At 50.6% G+C, this 17,163-nt stretch carries 3 protein-coding genes (1 of these 3 cut by a window edge); all 3 read left to right on the top strand.

Translation table 11 applies throughout. The annotated features are described in order from the left end of the window. Positions 1-1,660 precede the first annotated feature (1,660 nt). Positions 1,661-7,444 (top strand): hypothetical protein, encoded by a 5,784-nt coding sequence (locus P6910_RS09170; protein WP_317145970.1) that lies wholly within the window; start codon positions 1,661-1,663, stop codon positions 7,442-7,444. Beyond that, a complete protein-coding gene (locus P6910_RS09165) occupies positions 7,386-10,178 on the top strand; it encodes a hypothetical protein (protein WP_317145969.1) in 2,793 nt (930 codons plus the stop codon). Before P6910_RS09170 ends, P6910_RS09165 begins: the two co-directional genes overlap by 59 nt. Before the next feature lie 78 nt (positions 10,179-10,256). Next, positions 10,257-17,163, top strand: the beginning of a protein-coding gene (locus P6910_RS09160) for a TcdA/TcdB catalytic glycosyltransferase domain-containing protein (RefSeq protein ID WP_317145968.1). 21,083 nt of this gene lie beyond the right edge of the window; the window shows 6,907 of its 27,990 coding nt (coding positions 1-6,907); the start codon lies at positions 10,257-10,259; the stop codon falls past the right edge of the window.

The following is a 17,163-nucleotide window of genomic DNA, read 5'->3' as shown; positions in this document are numbered from 1 at the left end:
TAAAAAAATTAATAAATCCTACCATTAAAAATTAATACGACATTTTTATTATATAAAACTGACAAGAAAGTCAGCATCTCAATTTCGAACTACACTGCATGGTGCAATTTTTTCGTATTTAAAGCCCTACAACCACACACCGGTGAATAAAGTGACTATCGAAACCCTTCGTGAAACCATGTGGGGTAATCTATAAGGTGTTATCATGCCACGTCCAAACTCCGTAGTACCCAAGAATATTCATGTTTGTTTTGTCGGTCCTATAGCAGGCTGGGAGTCGAGTTTTCTGGAAATATGGGCCAGGGTGAACACGCAGCATACAATCCATGTATGGGCCCCCGAACGTTTGATATACCAAAAGATTCTATATTCGCTGCTTTTTTCTGAGAGAAACAAAATAACTATTGAGAAAGATTATCCTGCTGATCTTGAGCAGTTGAGAGATAGTATCTGGGCAAAAGTTGATAGTTTTATAGGTGAAAGCGCTGACATAGAAACTCTGGATATAATGAAATCTGATTTTTCAGATAATGTAAAGAAGGCGTTTAACATCCAAATAACCAGAATCAATAATCTCTTAAATGAAATCAAAAAATCCATCGGCAACGCTGAAGTTCATACAGACACTGGTCATTTTGAAAAAATCAACATTAATTATATCAGGTACAATTTAAGCCGTACTAATACTTTGATAGTCGAAAGATATATAGGACTGTTTCATGAATACGAAATTGGAGGGGTATATATTGACAAAGGACTACTGCCAAAGCTGAAGATTAGACCCTTTCTAAAAAGGAGCAATTTGCTCGAGCTTATATCGGGAACAGCAGTAGATAATGAGAGAAAAAAGCGGCTCGAAAGAGCTAAGATACGTGCTATTTTAGAGAAAATGTTTTCAGAAAAAATTATTCAAGACCCTGCTCCTTATTTTGAGGCATACGACAAAGCCCTACCGAAAGAAGTGATTAGTCAGATCGAAGGCATCGTAGAGAGCACCAGCATTGGTGACCTATTCCATGAACTGGAAGAGCAAAGCCTAAACACAAGTAACCATTATAAAGTATTTTTAAGTACAAAAGTAAATTCTGAAGAAAATAGTGTTGCCGGATCTCTTGCCGCTACAATCCAGCCAATAGTGGCGGCATCTCGCCCAAGAAATCCAATGTTCAGAATACTACTCGATGAAATGCGTTTTTTTCAAGAAACTGCAGATAATTTGAGAAAATCACCAATAAGCACAGAAGAACTCGTACCGGGCACAAAAAAAAGTATCGAAAAATTCTACAGAGAAAACAAAGTCATTACCTCCAGCAATGACGTTGATAACATTGCAACAATGTTAGTTGCCCTTTCAGATGATACCAGGGAGGCTGACTACCACATTATAAATCAATTATGTTATGACGCTTTTGAAAGAATAATAAAATTGCAAATATCTACAAAACCTTTAATCCATCCAACTGATAACTTCTTAGCGAACACCCCCTTCTATAACAGGAAATCTTATGATCCTGACATAGACGATTTACATACAGTACGTAAACGTGAATACGACAAATTAATAGTACTTAATTTTTGTTTTAGTGAGGACAATAAAGGCGAATATTTAACAAAGTCTTATGATCTTTATAAAATGTATCAAACTGAAAAAGAAAGCGTTTTGTACGACTTTGTTAAAAATCATCCAGAGAGAAGAAAAAAACTTAAAACAATAGAAGGAGTACCACCCAATAACATTGGCGAAGACACCAGAGTCATCATAGCCGGAAGTCTTTACTTCCCTGTTATTTCGAATAATAGTCTCTCTTTCTACTCACAGAAAATAGTGGAAGAGCTATCATGGCTTTTAAATATGGCGATCCCCAGGGGTACCACTGTTCAAAGCATAACATTCTTTTTTGATAACTCTGCACAAGACATTCCGGGTTCTGAGGGTACATTGGATACCAGCCAAAATGATTATGTTATACCTGAAGTTCTGAGGGAGTTAACCAAAGTAGGTATCCGTGCAAATACAGCTGTTGCGGTTCGGGGTCCCCTTTCAGCAGGCGTTCCTCAGCAAACGACTGGTGGTGATCCTGATAGGCCGTCAACCTCTAAAGATGCACCTTATTCTGAACTCAACCGTATTGTTTTTACCCTGAATAACGACAACATCGTTACATACCAGGCCAGATTCGGGTTGGCCTCCCTCAAGCCCCGAATTAAGTTTACCAATACCGAACTCGAAATTGGCCATACCGTTACCGGAACCAAAGAGAATTTGATCAAAACCATAGTCGAACATGAGTCTATCGAAACCGGACTCAAAAAGGATTTGATCAAAGTCGTAGTCACAAACAAGCCTATTGATGAGAGAATCAAAGAGAATTTAGTCGAAATCATAGTCAACCATAAGTCTATGGATTCAAAACTCAAGGTAGCTTTGGTCTCAGCCACAGTTGAAGATAAGTCCGACTATGGCGCACTTGAAACAGATAGTTGGCTCGAAGCTAAGCCTGCCCCTGACACAACGGAAAATCTGGTTCGCGCGCCCGTAATCGAAGTAGATAGTTCGATCGAAGCTGAGTCTGACTCTGATAGATCGGAAGATGAGGTGCGCAGACCCACAAACGACTTCGCCCTTCAAGATAACAGAAAAGATGCCAGTCAATACTCATTATACGATGATTTTCAAGAAGCGCTCTTACATGGATTAGTGGAGCAACCGGCGACTGAAAAAGTTGTTTTCGCGAATCCGGACAGGAGACAAACTGTTCGTATGGAAGACACACTCCGTCTGGCGCTGGTTTCTTCCTCGTATCAGGAATGGTTTGTTCTCTACGCATGTCTCCACACCGAGCCTTACGAAGTCCACCAGCTTGAGCGGGCAATGAGCAGCTTCCAGAGTGAAGAAGCAAAGAAAAGGGCCTTTGCAACTCTCAAAAGACGGGTAGAGGTAAGGTCATACGACATCTACCCTCTCGATCATACAAAGGCAGGGGATGTCGCCACGCTTAACGCGCTATTCAAAAACGATTTTGAAAACATCAGTGTTTTCAGAAACCTGTCATCGGTGTCTTGTAGCAGGCAACGAAGATCCGCCGATAGCGCCAGCTGTCACGCTCGGCGTAAAGAGCTGGCGAATGCCCTTCGGTTACTTTCTGGCTCCAGCACCCAACTCAATCTGGAGGACCACACCGATATCGCCCTGCTCAATACCTCCGACGAGGGGAAGCTCTGGCTGCAGGCGATTTTCACCCGATTTCGTCGTCAGGAAGGCAAGGCCGCGTTAGCAGACACCCGAGGCATGCACTCTGTCATTGCCATGGACGATACATCGTTTACCCGCGCCCAAAAGCGGATAAAGGCCGGGACCTTGAATGGGCAGCCCCTGCTACTCAGAGCCACCCCCTCTGCCGGTTATGTGCTGCTTAAACCCGATGGCCGGGTTCAGTCAGCCATCGCCGGGGGTGACGGCAACCGCGTCACCCTCATTGGTCGGCCAGCCAGACTGATCACCCGTGCATTAACGACACTGGTCACTGATTTCGCCCCGGGTGGCCGCATCGCAACCCTGACCGTCAGCAATCTTGCCAACAGCGACCAGCCCCGCGGAATCATAGCCCTGAATGCCCTGAAAAACTTCATGACTCAATCGCCCGCCAACGGCAAACCTCTGGTGGGCGAGCTGATTATCGAACCCAGGAGCCAAAGCATCCGTACCTTCAAGCGAATGGTAAAGGATATCGAGCGTCTGATGCCAAAGGACCGTCCGGCGATAGACACTCTTGTGCTGCGCTCTCCGGCCAGCGGACAGCCGGAATATCGGCTGTTTCCCGGCGAAACCACTGTGCTGATACCACCCCGGCCATCGGATTCAAAAGCTCTCCGGTATTTGCCACCCCGCGCGTCTGGCCATACTTTGGTGCCAGCGAAGCTCCAATCAGCGACAGTGGATAGTCTATCCATTGTCGCCAGTAAGCGGAGCGAATTCAGGCAGCGGCTGCTGGAGTTTGGCTCCGCCCTGAGCGACATTAAAGCCCGGCACTCACTCCCCGACAGCATGGTCCCCCAACTGGACACCCTTCGTCGGGATGTCCGTGGCTGGCGCATGGACTTTATGGAGCCCGACACCCTGGCCCGAAAGAACATTCGGTTTACGTCCGGAGCCCTTGGCCGCTTCCGGGGCTTTCTCCAGAAAGAGGGTCGCCAGGGGATGTTAGTCAAGGGGAAAAAAACCTCCACCGGCAGTCTGGAAAGGCTCAGGTCTTTTATAGGCCTTTACGACCTGATGACAGGGATTGCCCCCATAGGACATCATTATAAAAATTCCTCGCCCGGGAATATGACGGACACCCAACAGCAGATTTATATCGGGCGTCAGACGGTTTTTTATACGGCGATGGCATTACAAGGGATTGAGATGATTGATCTCGGGCGACGCGGGATCAAGGTGATCGCCCCAGCTGTCTTGCCATCACTTCCTTCTAATAAGGCAGCGCCAAAGTTACCGGCAAATAGCGGATCCAAGTTACCCGGAGGACTGAAAAAAGCCAAAGGAGCAGGTAAAAAAGCTGCTCGTTTTATACCCTTAGCGGGTTTCGGCGTGCAGGCTACCAGTCTCACCCTGACCGTGATCGAATATGAGACCGAAGAGGACCCGGAAGTCAAGGAACTACTGAAATCCAGAGTGATCTTTGAGTCGGTGGATGCGGCTGTCTCCATCATCTCAGATTTTGCCGGGCCATTCGGGTTCATGATTGACGGGATCATGCACTTTGTCAGAAATATTTTTGATAGCCATTATCAAAGGAAGTTAAACAGGCTGAACTATAAAAAGTTACGGGAAGTCTCGGGTAAGGCGGCACAGGTCTTTGACCCGATGCACGCTCAACTGGATCCCGGAAGTTTCCTGGCCAGCAACCAGACCCTCAATGCTTTGATCAGCGGGGATGACAAGAATCCCCTGATCCTGAACATCAAGTCGATCAATCTGGTGAACCAGACCCTGACCTACGGTGGCGGCTATTCAAACCGGACAACCTTCGTCGCCCGCAGTAATAAAGACTGGGACTCGAAAAAGTGCAAGAATGTGCCCCCTATGGTAAAAATTACCCATAAATGCGCCACCGAAGTCAACCGGATCGACTACTCTTCTGTCCCCTTTAACCTGATCGACGATGCTCTGGCGACCTTATGTAAGAAGGAGTCACGTTTAACCGGGTACCAATGCGAAAACGGCGTGTTCCACAACCTTGGGCAGATGACCGATAAACTCATCATTTTAATGCCTTCCGTACCCGAGTGGGAGGCCAGGCTCCGCTACACGCCCTTTGCCTATGACGAGGAGAAGGACTTTCCGGGGAGTTCTCCAGACAGCAGTTCTCCCGGTGCGCAGCTTCTGGATGCCGTTAGCGATAGCAAGCTGAAACGGTTTTACCGGAAAAAAGTGGCAAGAAAACAGCTCACCAAGCATACGGTCGATGGCTCATCTACCATCTCCTATCTCTATAAATACCTCGGACAAATGCTCACCGGTACGGACGGCCTGAAGTTCCGTCATTCAACCACCAGCCTGTATCTCAATAACAAGAATCACATCGTCTTCTTTCGCGAGGTCGATGATGAATTTTCCAAACTGTTGGATTACGACCTGTACAGCCCCAAAGGAGCCAATAACACCAACGTCCTCATGTCCAACGGTGGCCACCGCATCCGCCTTCACCCACGTGGGTCGGCCTCTACCTGGATGTTGAGCTACGATGGAGAGCTCCCCTATATCTGCATTACTCAGTGGGAAGGCTTGTCGGTACGCTGTTCATCCGAACTGAACCAGAGCGAAAAAACCTGGACCCTTACGCTGGGTGAGACCCGTTTCCAGTTTCCTGCCCCAACGCCAGACGTTTCGTATAGAGTGATGGCCGAGGATGTCAACGGACTGTTTGAGTGGCGGCGGGATGGCAAAGTGATTCATCGTTTGTACGACACTGGAGGACTGAATGACAAGTCGTCAAGGGCATCGAAACTGAACAGAATCATGAGCCGTTACACCAGGAGGGCCAGCCGGTTCCTCCGGCTGGAGCTAAAAGACTGTGACTTTTCACCTCAGATCCGTGCACGCTGTATGGCCGGAGCGCCGGAGCAGTGGCTGAAAATCTGGTTGGCGCCTGAAAAACCGCAGCCGTGGAAGTTGAACAGTGCCTTTGATCCACCACCCATGGGGCCCGATCGGCCCTCGCGGATCGAGCAGAACCCGGCCTGGCTGCAACGCAAGCAGGACTGTGACCGACAGGTCAATGAGTATCTTCAAAAACCCTACCGCTGCTTCCCTGACAAGTTGGGACTGCCCAGGGCGCAATGGGGTCAGTTAGACCGGATCCGGCTCTGGTACGATACCCTTCACGGTGAGGAAATCCGGCTCCTTGCCCTTAGTGATCTGCAACCGGTCCAGGGAAGCCCGGCTACGGGCTACTATTTTTTTGACCGCGACAAAGGCCGGGTATTATTCCAGACCGCCGGGGCCCTGAACCGGGAAATCAAGCACCTCCATGAACTTGACGCCAGCAAATATGGCACCTGGTTTGGTAACAGCGTATCAAAGACAGTGCGGGTCAAAGATGATTCCCAATTGCTGGTGTTTGATGCCCCTTATTATTACCTGTTGACCGCCAGCCCATCCGGCCAGCTGACTCATCAGGTAATTGCGGCGGAAACCCTGGATGACCAGCTCAGCGTCCCTCCTGCCCCATCAATAACGGCATCCAACACAACGCCATCCAACCAGAGACTGATTCCCTTTCGGGTCGTCGATGACTACGCCAATCGACGGCTACTGAAGACCGGTTTTTATGACGATGACACCCGAACTCATATTGCCTTCCTGAGCAGCCTGCTGGATGGCGAGGCGCCGAGCAATACAGACGATGGTAGTCGTCTACGAACGATCAATGAGCCTGTCCGGAGGGTACTGCGCGAAGAGCACCTGCCGGTTCATAAGGTGGTGCGGGGTCAGAGTGTTTATTACATTATGTTCAGCAAGCACTCCGGCAACCTGCATCACTTCAGCACTGACATGGAGCGCCCCGGCAGCGTCCAGCGGCTGAGTTCCGGTTTCCAGTTGATCCGCCCGGCAGGTGAGAACCGGACGGTGGCAGAGATCGCCGGCCAGCACATCTTTACCCGTGTGCAGGCGCACTCCGGCAGCCTCCTGGCCGATACCCTCAGTGGTTACCGGCTGTTGATACCGGACAAGGCCTGGGACAACACCCGGGTGGTCAGCGAAAACCTGTCGCTGGAGTCAGGACCCTTTAAGCACTGGCAGGTCGAAGCCACCGGGCAGATGGTCGCCAAGTCGAACGATACCCTGAGTGTGCACCAGTTCACCCCCCCAATCTGGCCTGGTGATGGACAGCCTGAACCTGGGCTGGATAGTCAACCTGGTCTTCACCAGAGTGACCTATGAACATCCCGGCACAACCTGGACCACTGCCAGTGCCGGGCTTTTCATCCGTGCCCTGAAGCAGCGGTTGCGCAGCCGGGTGGAACAGGCCCGGGAGCAGTTCTCGGCCAGGGTGGGACTGGTGCCGCTGAGACCGATCACCGCGATCACTGACCACCCTCTGTTGAACCCTTTCAGGCAACTGGACTTCTGGTACTTCCCGGACGGCGAAACCCTGCTGGCGGCCAACACCCGCGACCGGTTTGAGGTCATGGTGAACGACGACGGCCAGCTGCTCGCCCTGTCGGACACCCGCAAACAGGAAGCTTTCGAGTTTTTCCTCCGGCCTGACCAGGGCGCCAAAGGCCACCCCTTTTGTGGGGAAGCAGACAGCATTCCGCTGACCGGAGTGCCCAGCGTGTTCGATGACCTGATCTCCACTCCCTGCCGTTACACCCTGCCTGGTGTCAGGCTTCGGGGCAGCTACCAGTGGGAACCCGGTGCCCGGGCATGGCGCATCCAGACACCGGAGGCCCAGTACCTGGCCAACCGGCAGCATGTGACCCTGGTGGCTCTCGATTTCAGTTGGATGGGGTCCAGGGAAGCCTCCAACGACCGAATCTTTTTGACCCGGCAGGATTTCAACAGAGCCGTGAGATCCCTGCCAGGGGACATTAAAGTGCGGATCGACGCTGGACTGATCGCCCTCAGGCTGCGCCCTGGCTATGCCCCAACCCAGACAGCCTGGATAGATTACCGGGGCCGGCATTCCAGTCAACAGAGACTGATGTTCGGCCTGCCTGACAGGGAGCACAGTGTTCAGCAACTGATCGGGCACGCCGTGGGCGGCAGTAAAAAGACTTTCTGGTTCCTTCGGTCACCGGCTACAGTCGTTTACAGTCAGGATCAGAAAACGCTGTACCGGATCACCCCCAGGGGTTACCAGTCTCTGGGAACCTTTAACAGGGTCGCTGTGTTGGCTGGGGGCCTGCTGCTGTCAGGAACCCCCGGAGCCGACCAGATCAGCCTGGAAGCGTTGCGGCTGGACACTTACTACCGCGAGCACCAGGTAGCCTTCGTCAAGAACGGTACCCGACAGCGGTTCGGGGTTCTGGTGGAGGGCCAGGGCGGGTCAGACGTGATTGAACTGGATGAGCCCGACTTGTCGTTTTTCGCCAGAATCATTATTCACCCCGGCCTGGCTGAAGAAAACCTTGCTGGAGAAAAAACCGCCGTTGACGACCAGACACAGACTCGCATTGAGCTGAATGCACCGGCCTTCCTCTTCATTGCCGAGCGCCGGGGTCAGGACCTGAGGCTGGTGAACCGGTTTAGCACCGGCGACGCCGAGATCGAGATTCGGGAGGTCTGGGCCAAACAAAACGACCGGCTCCTGCAGCCCACGATACTGGTGTTCAGTGACCTTGAGCTGCCGTTATCCGACCTGGCGGAACGGGTAATGGGCTCTGGCCAGGGGATGGTGTTTCCATTAACGGTGAGCAGTCTTCTTGCCGGGGAGGAGCGCCTTCGATTCATCAAGGCTACAGCCAGCAACCCCCTGCACATCCAACGAGATCAGTCAGTGAAAATCGTCACGCATCAGGCGATGGACGGGATCAGACTGATACTGCAACCCTTGGATACCGCCTATATCAGACGTCATGTGTTTATTACCGGCACAGGGCAGTGGGGCTGGGAGCCGGGCAGTATACAGGTGAGCGGGCCAGAACCCCGCAGTGGTTACCATTCATGGTCGTTTATACCTGCCGTTATCAGCTCGTCCACCGTGGGCAACGGGACAGCGAGGCTCTGGGGCAATAGCCGAAATAACGTCTTGTACCTTGGCGCCGATGCCCGACAGTGGTCACTCCAGGGGCGAGGCGGTCATGACCTGCTGCTGCTTGGGGCCTCGGGAAAAACCGCTGCGCGGCCAGAAGTGCTGGCGAGCCTGAACGATCGTTGTGACAACCGAAAACTGAATGCACCCGGTAATAACAGCCTGTGGCAAGCCATCCTGGACTGGACTCGTCCCCTGGCCGGTGGTGTTGGCAATGATGTCTATGACCTGCGGGCTTGCAAACCGGCCCGCACAATAGACAACCATGGCAAGCATTATATCCTTCTTTCGTCCGGATCGAAGGCAGATTTAAGACAGTTGTCTGGTGATAAAAGCACCGCACTATTCTTTACCGACCTGACCGCAGAACAGGTGGCGTTCAGTCACTGTGACCCGCAGGCGCAGAGCAACCTCACCCGCAGCAACTACTCTCTTCCATCGGAGAGCCAGACCCTCAGGATCATCAATACCGCCACTAACCAGACGCTGGCACTTGTGAAACCGGACGTGCTGGCCAGTCTGTACTTTAAAGGCGGACAGGTCAGCCTGAACCCCATGGCTGTGATCAACAGTAATGAGAGTACCTTAGCCGTGGGCGACAGTGACGAGGGAGAGGACGGAGCCCTGGCTTACCTGAACAGTATCATTGTCAGGGGGCAACGGCTGGTTAATTACCTGTGCAGCCTGGTCGCAGGTGAGAAAGGCGACGTTGAAATGGGTGTAGCGGAAACTAAGCGGCCAGTGATGGCAAGCCTGAATGATACGGAACTGTACCAGCACTACCAGCGACTGATTCAGGACCTCAGTGCCCTGTCAGGCAATCGCGGTGGCGAGAGCCCGTCGTTTGTTCCATCGGCAAGCCAGGGAATGATACAAAACCTGACGACTCCGCTACCTTCGACTACGATGGGTCAGGGTTGAAAAACTCAGAAACCCAGTCGGTCTTGTCCACTGTTGTACTTCGTTAGAAAGTCATTACAGTTCCGGAGAGCTTCCTGCATGCCCGCTAATCTAACTGATACAAATCCTCTCAATCCTGCTCCCAAAAGACATTGGCTCAAGACCAGCGATGGCTGGTTTTACCCGGCCATTATTAATACCGATATTTTTAGCATCAGACTGTCAACGGATCAGGCCAGCCCGGGATCGGCCTTTGCCACGCCAGAGGGCATCAATACTGTCAGGACAGCCATTGACAGAGCCTTCTGGTTAATCGAGCAGTCCGGTTTTTTTCCTCACTATATACATCGCACTATCAGCATTATCCTGTCTGACTCTGACTTGCCGGGTCAGAATATCTATTATGACGACGATGGTGTTACATTTTTAATCGGGCAGTCGATCGAAACTGACCGGCTCGTTGCCAGCTTGCTGAACAACATGGCAATGGTCGTTTATGAAGCCTGTGACCCCAATAACTTCTGGTCAGAATTTCAGGTGCGCCAATATGGTTCTACAGAAAATGGTGGCGTTCTAATCCCGTCTCCCGTCAGCCAGACGGATGATGCGGCTTCCGCTATAGCCACTCAAACACAGCTCGACTTTATCTCTGAAACGCTGGCTGCCAAATGGTTGAACCAGAAAGTATCACCGGCTTCACTCTATCGGCTGGAGTCTTTGCTTCCCGATCTGTTCCATGCCCCAAAAAACCTTGAGAAGCCGCCAACCCCTCTAAGTACCGAATTACAAGCCAGGCACTGGCATTCTAAAAACGACCTTGATCAAACACTTGCCTGGCTCAGGAGCGAGGAGATCCCTTCAACAGGCAATGTTACCAGACCAGTGCTTTACAGTTATTTTGCCTTCACGCCCGTCGCGCCCCTTTTGCGTATCGATGAAACAATAACCTGTCCCGCCTTTGGCAAGGGTTACCGCACCCACGTTAACGGAACGGAAATAGGCATCAGGGTATACCCCCAGGGCGACGCAGCTCCGCCACTGCAGCTGGTCGACATAACCCTTGATGTGGAAAGCTATCATTCCCTCGGTTACAAGGATCCGGCACAAACGCTCCGGCGACTGGTTTTTGACCTTGAGAAATTGGCAGGACTGTTTCTATACGGTGGTTTTAACAGACAGTTGCTGGCCTTTCTTCACGGACTTCAGGTTACCAGTGGCCCAGAGCCGGATCACAAAACCCCTCTTATCAGGGCAGAGTCCGACCGATTGTTTATTGACAGTGACGCAACCTTCATAAACGACAGTCAGCCACTGATTCGACTGGGAGCCGCCGATCTTTCCCGGCACTCTGGCGAGGCTCTTGGGTACGGACTGACAGCCCTGCTGGTGCCTGCATGGCGAAAAACCCTGACCGACAATACCGCGGCTGTAGCCGGTATTGAACAGCTCTGGGGGATCACTGGCAACGGGCTGGAAGCACTGCAACCGCACTATGGGCTTGATGAACGTTATCAGGCCCGGCAATGGCCACCACAGTCGGGTGATCTTTACCAGCGACTGGTGTCAGGCCAGCGCCACAACCTCAGGAAACGGGGTGGCACTGCGGAAGACTTTGTTGATGCGGTCCGGGAACTTTATCAGGGTGACGGGCTGGCGCCAGCACTTGCCGGTGTTATGGAGGACTGGCAACCGTTAACGGAGAGCAACCGCACAGCGGGGGAAATGGCGGATTTGCTCAGGGCCATCGAAACCGTTTATGACGAACAACCGCTGCGCAGTGAACAATGGTTTTTCCGCAGGGCGCTTGATGACAGCCTGAACTGGCTGAGCGCCAGAGATCCCGGCAATCCAGCCCTGACAAACCTTCAGCGACTGAAGAAAAATGATGAGGCACAACAGGATGAATACGACGGTCTGGGCGAGCCAGAGCAGGCGCCGCTGTTAAACAACACCAGCAGCAGCGTTCGGGGCAGATTTCTGACCCTCAAGGCCCTGGGTGACTGGATAGGGGTTTACCTGACGCCAGACTACCTGGCCAGTTCCAGTAACCAGACCCTCGTCAGTGACCTGCGGCAACTGGTGGATGCCAGCGACCTGTTCAGACACCAATTGAACAATACCGAAGCGTTGCGAATGCTGTCGGGCAATGTAACAACCCCGATAAGACCTGACACTCTTGGTGATATACACGACCATGGATTACTGAAAGTTTCCCCCGATGAGCGCAACAGGACAATTCCCGGGGAGTATGTCAGTTTGATCATTCCCGGTCGCAATAGTGCCTTCCCCGGCAGTGAGTCCGGCCCGCTGACCTACCAGCCCATCCGTCATAGTGCGGTAAATGACACCGTCCACGACCTTCCGAATAACGGGACAGACCTTGCATCCGTTAACCAGACAATCAATAACGGCACCTTCACGCTCATCCCTTTTGATCCGGACGAGGGGTACCTGCCCTACGGTTCCGGATGGCTTTCAGGCCATCTTTCGTTCTTTTACCAGCTGCGGGAGGCATTGCGGCTGGCGCTCGGGCTGGCGCCAGAAAAAGATACCAATGCGGTCAAAAACCGGATTCGTATTGAGCTTGGTTTGCCACGGCACTACTCCGTGCAGGACTACTCCGGGCAGGACTACCCCGGACAGGACAGACAACCGTTACCCATAATCAACCCTCGGCAGGTGATGCTCAAAGAAACCCTGCCTGTACAGGTAAGGTTTAATCAAACGACAGCGACAGATACCAGAAAATCCGTGCGTCTGGCGGTGACCGGACACGGCTCTTTGGGGCGTCACCTGGAACTGACGGCGGAGCCTGACGGGAATGGCGGCTATCGTCTGCAACTGGCTGCCATTGGCACAATGACCGCAGATGACGGTCTTTTGCCATCTTCCCTTTGGCCCCGCTATCCTGCACTCACCAGACCGGCGACAGGGCGCAGGGTTCGCCGTTCTGATTCTGATTCTGATTCTGATTCTGAACCGGCTCCTGTCGCAGGTTCAGACTTCGAATTAATTAAGCAACTGATTCCTGACGCTGACACGTTCTCTAATGAATTTGCGCCGTTAGTAAGCGATCAACGCTCGGCGAACGCAGACTTTAACGCACGTTTTGAAGATCTGGTCATTGCTTTCAGGCTATTAGACAGTTATCGTCGTATAAATTCTCTATTAACCTTTTCTTCAGCAGTAAACGTCTACGAAAAACTCATCGACCTGGTCGGGGATTACCCGATGAAAGGGAAAGCCGGTGAAAAGTTTGCGAGACTGACTGCAGACTTCTATCGCTGGTTAGAAACCACCATTAAGCCAGTCCCTGAAAAGCTGCATTTTGTCAGCATTGCCCCAACCGTCGGGGAGCTGAACAATATTCAATTATGGATTGCGGCCAATTCAAAGTCCGGTTTGCAGATAACCCTCTGGCGTGACCCACAGGCAATGCTCACCACTGTGCTTTCTGAGGCCCTCAAAAAAGCAGTGACCATTAAATTAACCCGTAAATCTGGTCCCGGTGATCCGGCTAATTTTGAATCGGATTTAATGAAAGCATTCCTGAAGCTGCAAGGTCAGGCCTGGAAATCCATAGAGTCAGAGATGAAGCAGGGCCGGGAATTTGATCTGGCGGTGAAGAATTTTCTGGTAGACCACCTCAACCGTAAATCATCGGACATTGATGGGAAAAAAGCCGAAATGGAGAATTCCTACCGGCTATTTAAACAGAAGATAGAGTCTTCTTATCCCGGGGTGAAGTTTTCCTACGGAGATATTAATGAGGTTTGGACCGATACTTACGGAGAAGACGGAAAGGAGGCCGAAAATTTCTATCGCAGGGAGCTGGGGTTGCGTGGCCATCTGTCAGCAGCCTGTACACTGGCGAAAACCAGGGTGATTGGCACTCTCGGTGGCGTTTATTCTGACACACTCCTTTCACCTGCTATTAACGAGGGTCTTTTCAGTGATATTGATTATTCAGACGTTAGCAGAATAGATCGGGACAGGGTGACGAATGTACAGATACAGCTTGTCATTCAACAGTTCGAAAAGGAATTCTTTCCTGATGGTCAGGATCCTGCCGTAGCACAGAAGGTTTCAGACGATCTCGCCTGGTTCGGTGAAACATACCCCAGGTTGGAAGCCGATATTAAGCAGCGCCTGGCGAGCACTGATCCCTCGCAACTATTTGAGCCCCTGGGAGACGTTAAAGTCATTCCCGGTGAGATCTATCTGGCATCGAAAGATAACCCCAGTACATTCTTCGCGGCATCACGGGGCAGCCCGACCATGCAGATGGTCCAAAAAAGCCTTTTATCCGTTTATCAGACGATTGATCGATATAAGTTGTCCGAGGTAACCGATTGGAAAACGATCCAGGATAAAAAAACGTTTATCACTGAAAAAGAGACAGATTCCCCGTTATTGGCTTTTTATCGACTTGGGGGTATATCAAAGTTTGCACAAAGCTATCAGATACTGAGTAGTCACGACGCACTGTTGGAAAGCAATAGTAAAATGGGGTGGACTGGAGACTATAGAGATTCGCTGGATATTTTTCGATTGTCTTCCAGAGAAGACTACACGGTTTCAAGCGAAGCACTGGCTCTCTGGAGCCACGAAATCGATATCGCAGCCAATACCAACACCGATCCAAAGGGCAGAAGCCAATACAGCCAGCAATTGGTTATCCAGATGGAGCCTGGCGATGATAACCCGATTGCCAGGGCCAGCCGTTACCTGTTTCGCAAATACAACAATCGTGAGCAGGCAGGAGGTCGTTATCCTTCGATCCGTTGGCTGGTCATTGATAACAATGATTGGTCAGATGGAGAAACAGGCGCAAAGGTCAACAAGGTCGATATTCGCAGATTTCTGGACAGTGAAAGCCGAATTCATGTAGTAGGTCTGGGTGACTCCGGGATCGGGATATTTACCCTGAGCAGTCAAACCGCGTCAGAACTGTCAAAAAAAATCAATGAATTGACCGGTGATACCCCGGTTAAATCCATTAACCTGATTGGCTCAGGCATTGATAATAATGGGCTTGTCAGCGACTACCTGAAAGAAACCCTGAAATTAACAAAAACCTCAGCAGTGACTGCCCGTGACGGTCTTTTGAGAGTCGATATCTGGGGGCGACTATGGGTTGGCCAGCTCTCCGACGCTGGTCTGGTGTCCTGGTCACTCACCGACAAATCTGACAAGCTGAAAGCGCTTCGTAAGAGTGACGATGAAATCACCGTCGAACGCTTGTCTGAAAAAGAGACACTGGCTGAAGGGGCCATTGGGCTTCGGAAACTCTCCTCTGTGTTATCACAGGAGAGCGGGTTGTTGGGCCCCGTCAATCCCGATGACATAATGCCGACTGTGAAGATGTTCAGGCGCAATTTGAAGCCCCATCTGCTGAATGTTCTCAGATCGAATGATTTAAAAGCACTGGAGAGGAAAATCTCAGAATTTGACCTGCTTTGCCTGGTGGAAAGTAGAAGTACCCTGCAAAAGTACACGCTTGTCTATCGGATGCAGAAACACCTGTCAGGAATTTTGAGTGGGGAGCCAGCGGCTTCCTATCTGGCCGCGGCAATAAACCAGTACCTGGTGGATGCGTTGGTGGAGGTTCCTAAAGAGCTTAACTTTATCTGGATTGGTCGTCTCAACGAAGCGGTTAAAGCTCATATCAGGGTCTGGGTCAAGATGGCTCCCTCCTGGTCGCAAACGCTCTGGTACGATCCACAGGCGTTTCTGGCACCCGTGCTTACCCGGGAAATACGCAGGTTTGTTACGGCTGAGAAAATACCTGAATCATTGAAACATGAAGCAGCCAAAGATGATTTTTTGACACGTTTGTATCATCTACAGGACCTGGCCTACAGCACTATAAAAAAAGGCATCGCCCAGGGCAAAACCTTTGACGACATGGTAAAGACATTTTTAGTCAACCACTTGGGTATGGATCGAGGAGAGTTAGCACAAATACAAAGGCAAAGCCTGAGTGAATTCACGGATTTCGCCAATGAACTGGCCGGGTTCCGGGGCAACGCCGGGTCCGGGGGATTCACGCTGGCAGATATCAATCTACTCTGGCAGTCAGGGGATGAAACCAGCCTGAAAGAGCCGTACGTGAAAGAACTTGCGCTGAGGGGGCTTTTAGCCCCAGCCGCTGATTACACAAGAGTGGAACTGCTTATTAAGAAAAAGGGAGGTGTCTATTTAGATGTCGACACACTGCCTGCTTATAATAAGGAGTTGTTTAAACATATTGATATTCCGGATGATATTGCATACAAAGGAAGGCTGGCTTATTTAATTAACTATATGATTATGGAATATTTGAGTGAGCCAGGGGAGGAACAACTGTTTTTTGGCAGAGCAGCTGATACAGAAATACAGAAAGAATGTAGAAGCAAAAAGGAAGAATACCCGGTTTTTTTTAAAGAGGTTAGAGAAGCCATAGTTAATCATAAGAATGTGCCTCTTTTCAGTTTTCCAGACTCAATCAGGGCTGTTCCTGGTTCACTGGAAATGACGTTAGAATTTAAAGAAATAATCTTTCCTAATAACAACTTTATTATCGCGCCGCCAGACAGTGATGTTCTCAAAGCAGTTAAGAAAGAAATGATAAGGCGTCAGCAGTTGGTTGAGCGTCTGCATATAGACGATCCAGCTAAATTGGCTGATTCCGATAGCGAACAAATGAGACAATCAATTGCGAGTGAATTTAGAATCGCCAGACCATATGTCAATTATTTAGTTAAATATCGGAGTGATGGAATACTTTCTGGATCTGTATCCACGTTGCTGCTATCCGGGCCGCTTTTGATTGTTAACGTCATCAGGAACTATTTAGCTTATTCTCTTTCAGAAGGTAATTTTTTTGATTTCAAATCAACATCCTATTTCACGCAAATCAACCCACTGGCAAGGATTGATTTAGTGAGTTTTGATACGGATGAAAAGTCCAGTAGCTGGGTTAGTAAAATTGATAAAACTGTGCGTGATGGCCTGATCGCTGCGG

Source organism: Endozoicomonas sp. 8E, from assembly GCF_032883915.1.
Taxonomy (GTDB): domain Bacteria; phylum Pseudomonadota; class Gammaproteobacteria; order Pseudomonadales; family Endozoicomonadaceae; genus Endozoicomonas_A.
The sequence above is the reverse complement of the archived record's forward strand: the minus strand, read 5'-3'. Positions and strand labels throughout refer to the sequence as shown.

Excerpts from the sequence above, each read along its gene's own strand:
- P6910_RS09165 (WP_317145969.1), top strand. The coding sequence starts at position 7,386 with ATGGACAGCCTGAACCTGGGCTGGATAGTCAACCTGGTCTTCACCAGA.